Source organism: Vibrio sp. 10N.286.48.C11, from assembly GCF_041469805.1.
Taxonomy (GTDB): Bacteria; Pseudomonadota; Gammaproteobacteria; order Enterobacterales; family Vibrionaceae; genus Vibrio; species Vibrio crassostreae_C.
Map to the genome: position 1 here is coordinate 1 of NZ_JBFRLK010000113.1, position 14,218 is coordinate 14,218.

11 protein-coding genes are annotated in these 14,218 nt (G+C 42.2%); 9 read left to right on the forward strand and 2 right to left on the reverse strand.

Translation table 11 applies throughout. From position 1 onward, the window contains the following. Window positions 1-138 precede the first annotated feature (138 nt). The gene (locus tag AB4209_RS21080) at window positions 139-1,263 is read right to left on the reverse strand and encodes a hypothetical protein (RefSeq protein WP_372057249.1); all 1,125 of its coding nucleotides are present in this window, start codon (window positions 1,261-1,263) and stop codon (window positions 139-141) included. Between the two features lie 229 nt (window positions 1,264-1,492). Here AB4209_RS21080 and AB4209_RS21085 point away from each other — a divergent pair, with 229 nt between their 5' ends. From AB4209_RS21085 to AB4209_RS21125, 9 genes are all read left to right on the forward strand, one after another. Next, window positions 1,493-2,719 (forward strand): chromosome partitioning protein ParB, encoded by a 1,227-nt coding sequence (locus AB4209_RS21085; protein WP_372057231.1) that lies wholly within the window; start codon window positions 1,493-1,495, stop codon window positions 2,717-2,719. A 143-nt stretch (window positions 2,720-2,862) separates the two neighbouring features. Then, the gene (locus AB4209_RS21090) at window positions 2,863-4,380 is read left to right on the forward strand and encodes a type I restriction-modification system subunit M (RefSeq protein ID WP_372057233.1); all 1,518 of its coding nucleotides are present in this window, start codon (window positions 2,863-2,865) and stop codon (window positions 4,378-4,380) included. After that, entirely contained in the window at window positions 4,370-5,614 is a 1,245-nt protein-coding gene (locus AB4209_RS21095; protein ID WP_372057235.1) for a restriction endonuclease subunit S, read from the forward strand. The genes AB4209_RS21090 and AB4209_RS21095 overlap by 11 nt, the downstream gene beginning before the upstream one ends. Window positions 5,615-5,620: 6 nt before the next feature. Then, complete coding sequence (locus AB4209_RS21100) at window positions 5,621-6,856, forward strand: DUF6161 domain-containing protein (protein WP_372057237.1); 1,236 nt, start codon at window positions 5,621-5,623, stop codon at window positions 6,854-6,856. Next, window positions 6,849-10,127 carry a type I restriction endonuclease subunit R gene (locus AB4209_RS21105; RefSeq protein WP_372057239.1) on the forward strand — a complete coding sequence of 1,093 codons (3,279 nt, stop codon included), beginning with the start codon at window positions 6,849-6,851 and terminating at the stop codon, window positions 10,125-10,127. Before AB4209_RS21100 ends, AB4209_RS21105 begins: the two co-directional genes overlap by 8 nt. Next, window positions 10,127-10,903 carry a M48 family metallopeptidase gene (locus AB4209_RS21110; protein WP_102420996.1) on the forward strand — a complete coding sequence of 259 codons (777 nt, stop codon included), beginning with the start codon at window positions 10,127-10,129 and terminating at the stop codon, window positions 10,901-10,903. Before AB4209_RS21105 ends, AB4209_RS21110 begins: the two co-directional genes overlap by 1 nt. Before the next feature lie 122 nt (window positions 10,904-11,025). Then, entirely contained in the window at window positions 11,026-11,298 is a 273-nt protein-coding gene (locus AB4209_RS21115; RefSeq protein ID WP_372057241.1) for a hypothetical protein, read from the forward strand. 573 nt (window positions 11,299-11,871) lie between these two features. Then, window positions 11,872-12,963 (forward strand): hypothetical protein, encoded by a 1,092-nt coding sequence (locus AB4209_RS21120; protein WP_372057243.1) that lies wholly within the window; start codon window positions 11,872-11,874, stop codon window positions 12,961-12,963. Then, entirely contained in the window at window positions 12,953-13,513 is a 561-nt protein-coding gene (locus AB4209_RS21125; RefSeq protein WP_372057245.1) for a hypothetical protein, read from the forward strand. The genes AB4209_RS21120 and AB4209_RS21125 overlap by 11 nt, the downstream gene beginning before the upstream one ends. A gap of 103 nt (window positions 13,514-13,616) precedes the next feature. On the opposite strand, the gene AB4209_RS21130 is transcribed toward AB4209_RS21125, so the two are convergent. Next, on the reverse strand, window positions 13,617-14,218 hold a 602-nt coding region (locus AB4209_RS21130; RefSeq protein ID WP_372057247.1), incomplete at its 5' end, for an ATP-dependent RecD-like DNA helicase.

Genomic DNA, 14,218 nt, shown 5'->3' on the forward strand with positions numbered 1-14,218 from the left:
CCATGCTCGGCGCACAATGAAATATTATTCAAAAATATGAATAATATAGGTTTGCATAATTATTCACACTTATCTTTATAGAGTTAAGTCATAGCTGGTAGCATTCAATCAGTCGCAACCTTAGTTAGATGTTCCTTCTTAGCGAAGTCCACCACTACCCACAGCCTCTACAAAATACTCAGTCAACCCAGCTCTAAACAGTCGAGTTGAGCTAGCAGCATTTTTGTAAATACGCCCCTTTGCATCCAAATCCATGACAGAGCAGTCTTCCCAGTGTCTAGCTGACTTACCGTAATCCAATTGACCTAGTACATTACCTGCGGCCATCAAGTCGTCATTGGAAACACCGTCTTGGTTAAGGTGATGAAACGTCAATCCAATAGCTTGCCAAATCTGTGGGGACAGGTGATATCCTGAACGGTCATCAACAAATGTACTTTTCAGTGGCTCTAGCCACGCTCTCAGAAAAATGGCGACTTGATTAACACAATAATCAGAAAGAACTGAAGAAAGTTGTTCACCATTTGGTAGCGTCAAATCCTTCGACATTTTGCTGTACTCCTGAGTACCAATGCCCGCCACTGCACCAACAAGTAACTTAAACAAAATGTACTGGGTAGTGATATGAGTATCCGACTTTTTCACATGCCTAGAATCAAAACTAACACCACCAAAAGAATCGAGGCTTGTTTGCTGAATTAGCTGCTCGACCTGACGTTTTAGGGGGAACTGATCCTCTGACAGCAAAACTTCACTTTCGCTGATATGCGGAAGATTGATCGGTGCATCAAAAATACGATTCTGTTTAAATAACTCAACGACCTGATGTTCATTAAAGCCATTTTCGTCATCGAAGATCAATCGAACCTCAACATGCTCCATTGCGAGTCTCTGTCGAAACTCACTGCGCTGATTGGCTTCCTTAACACTTAGTCTTGAGCTAAATAAAAATGATTTTTGTCCCAGCAACTTACAAGTAGCAACCAACCCCAATGGGTTACCAACTACACATGTGTTAGTTGGGCTATAGAATAAGTTCATGCGTTGATGGGAGGCTCGCTCGAAACGGGGCTTACCAACAACTGCAAACGTTAATACTAGCGGTGCGCTTATCGCATTTTCATTAACAACCGCTTCAAGTTGGGATTGAATGGCTTGCACTCTCTCCGCATTTTTTGCGTTTACAGCAACATCAGAAACCCAATTAAGACTGGGCAATAACCTATTTGTAGAAAAATAGTTCGCTAACTCAACCATAGGCATAGTGGTGATGAGCGTCTTGTGCGTTCGCCCTTCAGTGGAGATCAACATTCCACTAATTTTATTCTCTATATGATTCAAATGCTTTGACCTGTTTAACTGACAATTCCACTCTAAAATAAAATCAAAACTTGATCCGACATGGTTGTCGGATCAATAATTAAAGTTCAATGTTAAACCAATTTTTGCCACTGAGCACTATATTGCCACACGTCATTGTGAGGATTGCCCCATGACAACTAAAACCGCTAACATTAAACAAGATGAAATCTCAGATGAACATATCGAAGCATCAATTATCGATACACTATTTGATCGCTTTGGTGAAACTCAAAACCCAACTACTTATCTCGCAAGCTCCCGCCACCTAATTGGCGATTCAAGTACAGTCCTGCCGCCAAAGTTAGTTGCAGAAATATTCCAAGAGAAAGCGAAATATTACTCTGGGATCAAAACCGTAAGAACTGGCCTAAAACACGTTGATATCTATATAAGTCCAGAGTTAGCTCGCGATATGCTCCAACACTCTAGACGAGGGGCGATTAATCCAGACCATAAAAATAGAACAATCAGCAGAACCAGAGTAAAAGCTTATGCTGAGATGATGAAAAACAAACAATGGTGTCTGACCGGAGAACCCATCATCATATCTAGCGATGGTGAGATCTTAAATGGACACCATCGACTAGAGGCATCATGCGAATCCCAATCCGGATTTATTGCTCCAGTCACCTATGGTGTAACGGATGATCTCTCATTCGCACACATTGATGTAGGTAACAATCGAACTCGCTCTCAAGTTCTCGAAATGGCGGGGGTTGAGGTTAGCCCTTCGGTATTATCGCGTGTAGCAATGCTCGCAAAAGCCTTCGAAGAAACAATAAATCCATTTTCATTTAGAGGTACACAAGGCACGTCATTCGCTCCAGCACAGATTCTCGCGTTTGTAGAACAAAATAGTGAGCTGGCTCTTTCTGTCGCATTTGTAAGTGAAGTGGTAAAACGGCACAGATTAGAAAGCCAAGCCTCTGAGGCTATTTATGCGTTCGCGCATTATTTGATAAAAAAGCAATTGGTAGAGCTAAAAATGAAAGAGCTGCCTCTAACACCAGAAACCTACCTAACTAGAGTGATCTCATCCATTGGCCTAGAGTCTGAAGAGGATGTTGAATACCAAGTTCGAAACTACCTACAATCACTGGTGCATGAGTCAACATCCTATGCACTGTTGTGCAAACTAGCAGCCATATTTAAGGGTTGGAATATGCACCTAGGCATTTCAATCGCAGGCAATAAAATCAGCGTTCGACGTGTTGCACGATACAAGAAAGATGAGGATGGAAACAATATCCCTTTGCCAGCTTCGGGTAACATCAACGAACCGTTTACCGTTCCTTGCGTACCAAAGGGAAAAACGCCGCGTATCATTCAAAGACAAAGTAATATCCAGATTAGATAAGCTGTAGCACTAAGGGGAAGAAAAGGCTTTCCCCTTAGTGATTTAACTTTTCTAGGCAGCACAACACATATCAATCATTTTCAACACATTTCGTGTTAAAATCTCGGCAATTATCACTAGCGCACTTTTGAGTCAGTATTACTATGCCACACACACCAATCAACCAAGATGACATTAACAAAGCCGTTTGGGCTGCCTGCGATACTTTCCGAGGCACCGTAGATCCATCTATCTACAAAGACTTCATCTTGACCATGCTGTTCCTTAAATACATTTCTGATGTGCATCAAGATAAAGTGGATGAGCTGGCGAAAGAGTATGGTGACGAGCCTGAATTGATCGCGGCAATGATGGAAACTCAGTCTTTCAAGATCCCAACAGGTTCAACGTTCTGGGACTTATATGAAGCTCGCCATGAGGCAGGTAATGGCTCACGTATCGACCAAGCCTTGCATGCGATTGAAGAAGCTAACGGTACTAAGTTAAAGAACGTCTTCCAAGACATCAGTTTTAACACAGACAAACTCGGTGATGAAAAGCAGAAGAACGACATCCTGCGTCACCTACTGGAAGACTTTGGTAAAGAAGCGCTTAACCTTCGCCCAAGCCGCGTTGGCACATTAGATGTGATTGGCAACGCTTACGAATACCTGATTAAACATTTCGCTGCGGGTAGCGGTAAATCGGCGGGTGAGTTCTATACCCCACCAGAGGTTTCTGATCTACTTTCGGTCATCCTAGAACCGCAACAAGGCGACACAATTTGCGACCCTGCATGTGGTTCAGGCTCACTATTGATGAAGTGTGGTAAACAAGTTCAAAACAACTTTGCAGGCTCTAAGCAGTACGCTCTGTTTGGTCAAGAAGCGATAGGCTCTACTTGGTCACTGGCGAAGATGAACATGTTCCTGCACGGTGAAGATAACCACCGCATTGAATGGGGCGACACCATTCGTAACCCTAAGCTTCAGGATAAAGAAGGCGGCCTATTGCATTTTGATGTAGTAACAGCAAACCCACCGTTCTCTCTAGACAAATGGGGCTTTGAAGATGCTGGTAACGATCACTTTGGCCGCTTCCGTCGTGGTATTCCACCTAAGACTAAAGGTGATTACGCGTTTATCTCGCACATGATTGAAACTTTGAAACCTCAGACTGGCCGTATGGGGGTGGTTGTACCTCATGGCGTACTATTCCGCGCTTCATCTGAAGGTAAAATCCGTAAGCAACTCATCGATGAAAACCTGCTAGATACTGTTATTGGTCTCCCTGAAAAATTATTCTTTGGTACTAGTATTCCAGCCGCGATTCTACTGTTCAAAAAGCAGAAAGACGACAACAAGGTACTATTTATTGATGCTTCTCGTGAGTTCAAGTCTGGTAAGAACCAAAACCAACTTACGCCAGAGAACATTCAAAAGATTGTTGATACCTACAAGGCGCGTGAAACCACCGATAAATACTCATACCTAGCCTCGCTAGAAGAGATTGCCGAGAACGACTACAACCTGAATATTCCTCGTTATGTGGATACCTTTGAGGAAGAAGAGGAAATCGACCTAGTCGCTGTTCGTGCTGAACGTTTGGCGCTGCAATATGAACTGGCTGACCTTGAAATCCAGATGGCAAGCTACATAGAGGAGCTAGGTTATGGTGCCTAATGGTTGGAAATCAATACGCTTAAACCAAATATCAGAAACTGTCACAAGCGGCTCTCGTGATTGGGCACAATACTATTCTGATTCAGGCAGTAAATTTATTCGAATGACTAACTTACCTAGAGATGGAATTTATCTAAAGTTAGGCGATTTGAAATATGTAGATGTACATAGTAATTCATCAGATGGTAAGCGAACATCTCTCAAAGCTGGCGATTTGTTAATATCAATAACTGCGGAATTAGGAAAGATAGGATGGGTTCCACCTGAACTAGGGGAGGCTTACATTAACCAACATACAGCTCTAGTTAGAATCAAAGAAAAGAATGCTGACTCTAAGTATGTTGCTTATTTACTGTCATCACGTGCAATGAGACATAAAATCAATCGTTTGAATGATTCGGGGGCAAAAGCAGGATTAAATTTACCTACAATTCGCTCTATTCCGATTCTGTTACCCCCACTTCCAGAACAACGCAAAATCGCCAAAATCCTCTCAACATGGGACAAAGCGATTGCTACCACTGAGAAGTTGGTTGAAACCAGCAAGCAGCAGAAAAAAGCCCTGATGCAGCAGCTTTTGATGGGTAAGAAGCGTTCGGTTAATCCTGAAACGGGTAAAGTGTTCGAGAGGAAGTGGGAACAAAGCCAACTTGATGATATCGCCTTTATTGATAGTGGTTTTGCATTTAAGAGCACTACGTTTACAGATAACCAGCAAGATTCTGTGCCTATCATTCGAATGAGTGACTTTAAGGAGGGGGGACTCGATATAAGTGACGCTGCGAGGGTTAGTAAGTCAGAAACGCAAGGGCTTGGAAGATTCCTCTTGGAAGAATCTGATTTTGTTTTTGGGATGTCAGGAAGCCTAACAAATTATGGCAGAGTCAAAGAGAAAGACTTACCTTGTTATTTGAATCAACGAGTTGGCCGAATAAGAGCAAAGAATTATCAAGATCAAATGTTTATTACATATTTGTATTTATCGGCAAAGGTTCAAAAAGGCATCTTAGATAAGGCGGCTGGAGCAGCTCAATTGAATATCAGTGTAACCGACCTTAGAAACACACTTGTTTGCATCCCTAGTTTGGAAGAACAACAAAGAATAGCTTCAGTCCTCTCTGCTGCCGACAAAGAAACCGAAGTGTTTGAAATCCAGCTTGCTCACTTTAAGCAAGAAAAAAAGGCATTGATGCAACAGTTGTTGACGGGTAAGCGTCGAGTAAATGTGGAGTAATATCGTATGATCCCAGATCGAAATATTAAGATTACTCTCACTGACATCTCTGGAGACCGTAAAGAGTTTACTAAACTACGATCCCTCTATGACTTCGCTCAAAAAGAACGAGATTTATGGAAAGCACACTCGGAAACAATTAAAGCGAAACACAGGGTTAACGATGCTACTGTTAATTCATTCAGTTACTTAAATAACCTGACTACAAATATTGAAGGCTGGTTAGATCAACTTGACCAACTAGATGACAATGCTCTTCAACAAAACTTGAACAATCTTCGACAAAATGTGTTCGTACAACTCCAACAAAATTGGCTGTGGAGTGGTAATCCAAGCGTTCAACCTTATGTTCAGTGTTTTCTTGAGCATAACCCTAATGTAGCTAAAGCCTTTCTTGACCTTGTTATAAGAAACAAGGTCACAATGAACCAAAACAACATTGATGCATTTAATGGAGCTTTACTAGGCTATGAATTTTTAAATCAAGCCTCAGATATAACTAGAAGAAGAAATGGTGAAAAGGTCTCACTTGGACATCTACGCAATGCTTTTGCTGACTCAAAAAATGAGTTATTTTCTGAGGTGTCGGAACTAAAAACTGACTTTCAAAAGTGGGAGTCTGAAACAAAAGCATGTTCAATAAAACTACATCGAGTCAACAAAAAGTTAAATGCTAGAACGATTCGCAAGCAAAACAAATCATTTGATGACCACCTACATACTTGGGGAGAAACTATCTCTGAGTTAGAGAAAACTTACGAAGAGAAGTTACGTCTAAAAAAACCAGCCGAGTATTGGAAAACTGCGGCAGAAAAATATCGTACTCAAGGGTTTATTGCTGCAATTTTACTAGGCGTAATTTGTATTATAGCTCTTATGGTTGGTATCGACTTTTTCAAGGGTTGGTTAACTGCTCAAGAGTTGAAGCTCAAACTGAATACACTTCAAGGTGCGATACTCTTTGGCTCTATTGCCGCAGTATTTACTTTTATAGTTCGGGTCTTAGCTAAAGTAACATTTAGTTCTTTTCACTTAATGAGAGATGCCGAAGAGCGAGAACAGCTAACCTACTTGTACCTATCGTTAACTCATGAGTCGGAGATAGATAAAGAATCTCGCGATATTGTTTTGCAAGCACTATTTAGTCGGTCTGAGACTGGGCTTTTGAGTCAAGAACAGGGGCCTAAAATGCCTATGGCTGAAATGATGAGCATGGCAACGAAAGGGAACAAGAATGGATAAAGTTAATTTACCCAACTTCCGTGAAGAGCAAAGCGCCAAGATCCCAGCGTTAACCTTGTTAAATAACCTTGCCTATCAATTCATTCCACCGAGTGAATGTGTGATTAAGCGTGGCAACCTATCAACGGTTATTTTGCCTGACGTTTTACGTGATGTGCTGAAACACAAAACCTACTCATTCATGGGGAAAAATCGTCAGCTATCGGAAGCGGCGATCGACAAGATTGTCCACGAGTTAGCGAACCCTGCGATGAATGAAGGGCTGAAAGCAGCGAATGAAAAACTCTATAACGCACTCACCTACGGCATTGGTGTGACCGAGTTTGTTGATGGCAAGAAAGCCAACCCAACCATCAATGTAATTGACTGGCAAACGCCTAACAATAACCAATTTCACTTTACTGAAGAACTTGTCGTTGAAAATGCGCATGGTACTGCCAACCGCATTCCAGACATTGTTTGCTTTGTAAATGGCCTGCCTTGGGTCGTGATTGAAGCTAAACGCCCTGATTCGTCTCACGGAGGTAAGCCGACCGTCGCTGAGGGTATTTCTCAAAACATTCGCAATCAAAAGGTCGATGAGATCCCTCATCTGTTTGCTTATAGCCAACTATTACTGGCGGTCAATGGTCACGAGGGCTTATACGGAACGTGCGGTACGCCAAGTAAGTTCTGGGCAAAGTGGAAAGAAGAAGAGATCACCGAAGCCACTTTTGAGCGCTTAAAGAACAAACCTCTTGAGCAAACCAGCCTAGATAGAATTTTTGGTCATCGCCCAGCTAAAGTACGTGACGAATACCTGTCTTTAGTCGCTGGAGGTAACTTAGTGGTGACAGACCAAGACCGCTTATTGGTTTCACTACTGCGTCATGACCGACTATTGGAAATGACTCAGCTCTTTACCTTGTTTGATAAAAAAGCAGGAAAAATAGTTGCCCGTTATCAGCAAGTGTTTGGCATCAAAGCCTTGATTGAACGTGTCACCTCTTTTGATGAGAAAGGCGCACGTAATGGCGGTGTAATATGGCATACCACAGGTTCAGGTAAGTCGTTTACCATGGTGTTCTTATCGAAGGCACTCATATGGATTAAAGAACTGGCTAAATGCCGAGTTGTGGTCGTAACCGACCGTGTTGATTTAGAGGACCAACTAGCGAGTACCTTTGCCTCTGGTGGTGCGCTATCAGAAAAAGATCGTAAAGCCTCAATGGCAACAACAGGGCGACGTCTTGCCGAGCAAATCGGTAAAGGTAATGAGCGTATTATCTTCTCCATTATCAATAAGTTTGGTACAGCGATTGAGTTGGAAGAGTGCTATAACGACAGCCCAGATATGATTGTGCTAGTCGATGAAGGTCACCGCAGCCAAAACGGTGAGAACAATATTCGTATGCAGCAAGCTCTACCGAAAGCCGCATATATCGGATTTACAGGTACACCGCTGTTACAAGACGACAAGACTGAAAGTAAATTTGGCAAAATCATCCACTCCTACACAATGCAGCAAGCTGTGGAAGACAAAACAGTCACGCCACTCTTATATGAAGAGCGCGTACCAGATCTGAGCACCAACGATAAAGCGTTAGATGCGTGGTTTGATCGAATCACCGATAAGCTCACCGAAAAACAGCGCACCGACTTGAAGAGGAAGTTCGCTCAGAAAGGTCAGATCTATCAAACCGAGGGGCGAATCGAGCTTATTGCTCATGATATTTCGGATCATTTCCAAAACTTTAAGCGTCAGGGCTTAAAAGGTCAGCTTGCTTGTGACTCTAAAGCCTCTGCAATCCAATATAAGAAGCTTCTCGATAAAATAGGCAAGGTAACGTCAGTTGTTGCTATGTCTTCACCTGATACGCGTGAGGGGCACGATACAGTTGATGGGGAAAGCACGGATATCGTTCAGAATTGGTGGAAAGAGAATGTCCTCAGCTCTGATTTTGGTCAAGATGAAAAAGCTTACACCAAACATATTATCGAAGAGTTCGGTAAGGATGACGGCCCAGACATCATGATCGTGGTTGATAAGCTATTGACAGGCTTTGATGAGCCAAAGAACACCGTGCTTTACATCGATAAGCCATTGAAGCAACACAACCTGATCCAAGCCATAGCTCGGGTAAACCGTCTGCATCAGAAGAAAGAGTTCGGTTATCTCATCGATTATCGTGGCATTTTGAAAGAATTGGATGCCACTATTGCCGACTATCAAGATCTTGCCGAGCGTACCCAAGGTGGCTTTGATATTGAAGATTTAAAAGGTCTCTACAATCGTATGGATACGGAATACAAAAAACTTCCCGGTTTATACAGTGAGTTGTGGGCGATTTTTGCTGAAGTACCCAACAAACAAGATGGCCCAGCACTGCGTCAAGTGCTCGCTCCGAAAATTGATACCATTGATGGACAGCTTACCGATACCAACCAGAAGAAACGTGATGACTTTTACTCCGCACTAACGGCTTTTTCAAATTGCTTAAAAGTGGCACTGCAATCCGCAACTTACTTTGAAGATAAGAGCTTTGACGATAAGCGCGACCTCTATAAAAAAACGATCAAGTCCATGGCTGAACTGCGCAAGCAAGTTCGTGAAGATGCTGAAGAGACCATCGATTACGATGAGTATGCTGAAAACATCCGCACTATGTTGGACAAGCATATTGCAGGTGTTGAAATTGAAGAATCAAAAGGCGCTTACCTAGTTGGGAATATGGGTAAGGATGTTAAGCCTGAGCAACTCACCGACGATGAAGCTCGCAACCAAAAAGATAAGATCACAGGTCGTGTCACTAAAATGATCGAACAAGACCTTGCTGATGACCCGTATGCTCAAGAGTATTTCTCGAAACTACTTAAGCAAGCGATTCAGCAGGCAAAAGAGATGTTCGATGCGCCTGTAAAGCAATATCTGCTATTTGCTGATTTTGAAGAGCAGGTAAAAGAACGCGATGTGAAAGGCATGCCGACGGATCGCTTCTCAGAACTCGATCCTAAAATAAAACGACACGTACAGGCATTCTATGGTCTATTCCCTCATCACTTAGGGGAGCATGTTTTGTCAGAAGATGAGTGCTTTAACTATGCGTTGCAAATCGATGAGATCGTGACCGCCGCTGTTGCTGAGTTTTCAATTAATCCTCAAGAAATAGAAAATCAGATCCGACGTAAGTTAATCCCTGTGTTGTTCAAAGCGATTGGTATGGATAAGGCCCAAGCTATTATCACTGATGTTATAAAAATTACCCGCCTTGGCGTGTCAGGGCATCATTAATGACGTCGGTAAGCTCTAGTGAAGGCAACAAAGAAGAATACAGCTTTATCTATGGCGACGAAGCTTTGTGCTATTCAGTCGTCCGCAAGCCTCATTTAGACGGTAAGAAACGCAAAATCACCATCAAGGTTCACCCTAATTGTGAAGTGGTGATTACTGCCCCAGAAGATGCAGAGCGTAATGACATTCATCAAGCTGTGATGAAGCGTGCTTCGTGGATTTACGATGCATTGAAAGACTTCCGCAGTCACTTGGAATACGTTCAGCCTAAGCACTATGTAAGCGGTGAGATGCAGTTCTACCTTGGTCGTCGTTACGTATTAAAGATCGTGGAAGATGCCGAAGCACTACCAGCAGTAAAAATGACTCGCGGTAAATTACAGGTCACCTTAACTCGGTTTAACGATGACAAAACGGCCATGGTTCGAGCATTAGTGCGCAACTGGTACAAGGTACGTGCGGAGCGTATTTTCCATGAACGTCTATCTGAATTGCTGCCGCAAGCTACATGGGTTGATGGTATCCCTAGTTTTCGTGTTCTTCCCATGAGTAAACAATGGGGAAGCTGCTCGGCTAAAGGCAACCTGATGCTAAACCCACACCTCATTAAAGCTTCTAAAGAATGCATTGACTACGTTATTCTGCACGAGCTTTGTCACATCGCCGAGCACAACCACAGTGAGAAGTTCTGGCGCTTGCTGACTAGTGTTATGCCGCATTGGAAAGAAGTGAAAAGTAAGCTCGATGGCATGGCGGAGTTGTATTTGAATGAGTGATAATTCCGAGCTACTGGTTTAATAGGAAAGAAACTCAGACGATGTAAAACTTTCCTATATAGCTAAATACGCCCCAATTTGGGAAGAATTTTCCTATATAGCTAAATCAAAGGGTATGAGACATGGATAGAGCACTGCAACTATTGGCGACATGGGGCGCAACTGAGGTACAGGCGATCACAATTACGTCACGTGTTGATGATGCTTTACTGGAGCACATACATGAGTCCCTGTTAATGGCATTCAACAACCCGTCAAATCAACAGGGTTTTATGGGTAGGAAAAATAACAATTCGCCCTTTGATGGTTTGACACCGCTCGCATACATCGAACAACACCCAGAGCGAGCACGACAGGTAGCAGAACACATCCTATCCCTAGGAATGCCATGGTAAGTTAATGGAATAAATGCACACTTGAGGCTCGAAAAATGACTGACATACACAAAATGGTTCTACGGTTGTTTGGCCTCTGGGGGCTAGATGACAGTCAACAGTCTATTCTGCTGGATATAGTCAATGTAGATAAGTCTGCTAAAGCATCTCTACTACAGATATATGCCATGCTGAGGTTATTGTACCCAAACCACCCACTTCGTTATGAGTGGGTAACAAGGTATAACGCTCGCTTAGATGGCTCTAGACCAATAGATATAATGCTCACGGGGGCTAGCGGCATTGAACAAATAAGAAAATCACTTAAGGTGCAATTACTACGATGAAATTTCCAGAATTGAAAACACTAAAAATGGTGGAAAGTGCCGTTTCTACCGATTGACTCATAGCACATCGCAACACTTACCTATCCTTTACTAACTCATACACGATCTGACACTTTTACGGTGAATCGTGGAAGCTAACTAGATGAATAAAAGGCATCTTAGATCAACGAACGATACGAATCTGATTGCAATTGAAGTTGTTACACATCATCATAGAAAAATCTAACTATCTGATTTACGTTCTGTTATGGGAAAGAAAAAGACTGCTGTTCAAGAACCGAACATCGAACATAAAAACAAAACTCTGCATTATCGCTATGCTGAGTTAAAAAACTATGAGGGTGACTTTACCCTTGCAGACCTTGTAAACAAAGCTTTAGCGAGTCTTTCATTAGTAAAAAATCGCTATCAAATTATTAATGAAGACACACATGATCCAGAAGAAGATGACTACAAGAAGTCTCGTCTTTTTATCAACAATAAAGCTATCAGTTGGAACATCGTTTTTGGCGATTTGATGCGCTACTCTGATGGCACTAATAAATCTATTGTTACGATTGATGATAATGCTGAACATCTAGAAGTAGAATCAATCGCACCACCTGAAAGCAAAAAGGGCCAGCGCAGAGAATTTTTAGATTCTATTCTTTACTTTGGTATTTTCAAAAATCACCTTGCTATCATTCAATCGGCTGTTCTAAGAACATCTGAGCTTGAACGTCATATCAATTGGCTACTTCACGAAGCGGAAGTAATTGATAAAGAGTCTTATGTGCTCCTAACGACGAAAATCCCTGAAAAAGCGCAGAAGAAGCTCGAAGCTTCAGATACTAAAGTTCTTAAGATAGGCGCACCTTTGGTCGATTCGGTTAATAATCAACCCGTTAGTGATTTACAAGAAACATATAGTGAAGATCACAAGTTTGACGCTAAGAAAATATCATTACAACCTAAAGGCCTTGGCTTAAACTGGCTACTCAACGCTTTTGGCGATATGGAAAAGCTTAGATCATATGGCATTACTGACGAGGTTCTTTCTGAAGATGCAGTAAACGGGTCTAGCATCAATGTATCTCTAGAAATCTCATATAAGCGTAAAGCATCAAAACAGTCACAGTCTATAATCAACAGTGTATCGACAGCTATGAGACATGCTCATCCCGACGATATTTCAATAGATTACGGTAAGGTTGGGCGCTTAGTTGGTCGTGATTTGGTTCTACATAAACGACTAAATCTTCGTTATGTAGGTGGAGTTATGGACGCTCAAGACCTTTACCCTAAAGTTCGTGAATGGCTGATCGAGCAAATTTCAGTAGAGGAGTTGGATGCTGAGTAAAATGAGGGTCGTTGTTGCCCTTACTGCAAGTGTGACCGTTCTGTTTTTGTCTCTATTCATTTTGGGCGTGGAGGGAGCAGTTGTGCTTAAAGGAAAGCTCTATCTTTTAAATGCTCTATTATTGCCAATGATAGGTGTATCCACTCACATCAAAGGTAAATCTGACGCGCTTACTTCCATACAAGGTTTGCGTTCAAAAGATATGTCAAAGATCACAGCACACTCTACTGAGTTTAACCGTAGAATCTGGATGCTTTGGTTTGTCTACTTCATTGCGTTTCTGAGTTCCGTTTCAGTGACACTTCTTCCACTAACTACTGTCCACACATACTCTGGTGTTTGTTTCGTAATTAGTCTTTTCTCATTATGTTTTATCGCTTCAATTTCGCTCTATTCAACCGATCAGGCAATTCAAATCTTAACGATCCATCTGAAAACAAAAGCGATAAAAAATATTGAGAAGGAAGAGGCTTTAGAGCAACTAAAAGCAAAAGATGAACTCCCAGAAGATTTTAAGAACTACCTGAAAAAGCAGCGGGGTGAATTCTGAACGCCAAACAACGTACTTTGTTCGACCATTAGGCTAACAATTTCATCTACGATGCTACTCGTATTAGCATCGTCATTGTTGCCAATGCATCCAAACATGCTTTTCAACCTACTAATGCAGACTCCCGTAGTAACTCAGCCAGACATACCTTTCTCCTACTTACTTTTGTCGGAGACGTTATTGCCTTGGCGAATGCCTGTTCACTGCCCAGCCAATACATACTTTCAGACGCTCTTGTGTTAGCTGTGTATACCCACGACTTATCTATGAGTCGGTGATCTATGATGGGTGCGATTACTGTTGGGAATTGACTTCCTTGTGCTTTGTGCAATGTGATAGCATACGCGAGTTCCATATGATCCAAGATCTCCATCGTGATCTCAACGATTCGCCCTGTATCAATTTTCGCCCTAGCCAAGACACTTTTATTCTCCTTATCGTGGAGTTCAATAATCTTGCCTAAAGTCCCATTCTGTATGTCAATCTCATAGTTATTTCTTGTAAAGATGATTGGGTCACCCAACCTGAGTCCAATATCTTCAACTAGCCCTTCGGGAGATATGATCAAAAGTTTTTTTCCATAAGGGTTCGCTATTGCCTGACAAAGTTGGTTAACCTCGCTGGCAATCTTTCTTGTTGGTGATATGACTTGAACATCAGTACGGGCTTTCAACTTGAGATATAAATTGCGTATTTCGGTGATTG